Origin of the sequence: Achromobacter sp. GbtcB20 (assembly GCF_019091095.1) — a bacterium.
GTDB classification, from domain to species: domain Bacteria; phylum Pseudomonadota; class Gammaproteobacteria; order Burkholderiales; family Burkholderiaceae_B; genus Achromobacter; species Achromobacter mucicolens.
This window is the reverse complement of sequence record NZ_JAGXJZ010000059.1, coordinates 1-1,633: the sequence shown is the minus strand read 5'-3', so window position 1 is coordinate 1,633 and position 1,633 is coordinate 1. Positions and strand designations below refer to the sequence as shown.

General features: G+C 60.4%; 1 protein-coding gene and 1 pseudogene. Both read left to right on the top strand.

From position 1 onward, the window contains the following. On the top strand, window positions 1-1,247 hold a 1,247-nt coding region (locus KVT32_RS27710; protein ID WP_217619148.1), incomplete at its 5' end, for a terminase large subunit domain-containing protein. Continuing rightward, window positions 1,244-1,633 (top strand): annotated as a pseudogene (locus KVT32_RS27705) (capsid portal protein); the annotation flags it as partial. The gene KVT32_RS27710 and the pseudogene KVT32_RS27705, both read left to right, overlap by 4 nt.

Sequence of the window (1,633 nt, the reverse complement as noted above, 5' to 3'; positions counted from 1 at the left end):
GGTACTTCGCCCGAGAGGCGTTGATTGATGCGATAGAGACCGGCCGAAATCAGATTTTTCTGTCCGCATCGAAGGCGCAGGCGCACGTCTTCAAGCAGTACATCATCCAGTTCGCGCGGGAGGCCGCGGACGTGGACCTGAAAGGCGATCCCATTGTGCTGCCCAATGGCGCGCATCTGTACTTCCTGGGAACGAATGCCCGCACCGCACAGAGCTACCACGGCAATTTTTACTTCGACGAATTTTTTTGGGTACCCAAGTTTGGCGAACTGAACAAGGTGGCCAGCGGCATGGCGTTGCATAAGCAATGGCGCAAGACTTACTTCTCTACGCCGTCGAGCATGGCGCACGAAGCCTATCCACTTTGGACGGGCGAAGTATTCAACAAGCGGCGCGCGAAGCGCGATCAGGTCGCCATTGAGCTGGCTCATTCGATCCTGAAGAATGGCCACCGGTGCGATGACCGCATCTGGCGGCAGATCGTCACCATCCTGGACGCGGAGGCGGGCGGCTGCAACCTCTTTGACATCGAAGAGCTGCGCCTTGAGTACAGCCCGGATCAGTTCGAGAACCTGCTTATGTGTGGGTTCATCGACGACACGGCGTCCATCTTTCCGCTTGCCATGCTGCAGGGATGCATGGTTGATGCAATGGTCGAATGGGTGGACGTGCAGAAGTTCCTGTTGCGGCCATACGGGCATTTCCCGGTACTGGTGGGCTATGACCCATCGCTCACCGGCGATTCGGCCGGCTGCGTTGTGCTGGCCGCGCCGCGCACGCCCGGCGGAAAGTTTCGCGTGCTTGAGCATCATCAGTTTCGCGGCATGGACTTCGCCGCGCAGGCCAAGAAGATCAAGGAAATCACGGAACGGTACGCCGTCGCATACATCGGTATCGACGCCACCGGCATGGGTCAGGGCGTGTATCAGCTGGTCAAGCAGTTCTTCCCGGCCGCGCGGGCTTACAGCTATTCGCCCGAGGTCAAGGGCCGCCTGGTGCTCAAAGCTGGCGACGTGATCCGCAACAAGCGGTTGGAGTTCGACGCCGGCGCCACGGACCTGGCGCAATCCCTGATGGCGATACGAAAGACGATGACCGCGAGCGGGCGCAGCGTCACGTATGACGCCGGCCGCGCGAGTGAGACGGGACATGCGGACTTGGCCTGGGCGCTCATGCATGCGCTGGATTGGGAACCGCTGGAAGGCGCTGCTGGCGCCGGAAAAGGCTTTATGGAGCTATTTGGATGACACGCAAACGCAAGCCGCGCGAGAGCTTTTCCGCGCCCGTTACGCAGCCGGCAGCTGCGCCCGCCAAGGTCGAGGCTTTTTCATTTGGCGATCCCGTGCCGGTGCTGGATCGGCGCGAAATTTTGGACTACTTGGAATGCTGGCGTAACGGACGATGGTATGAGCCACCCGTCCACTTCGGCGGCTTGTCCAAGACGTTTCGGGCGAGTCCGCACCATAGTTCAGCCATCTACTTCAAGGCCAACATCCTGGCGTCCACGCTTGTGCCGCATCCGGCTTTTCGGCGCGAAACCTGCCTGAAGATGGCCGTGGACTTCCTGACCTTCGGCAACGCTTACGCGGAGCGTTTGGATAGCATGACGGGCAAGCTGCTGGGCACGCGTCAC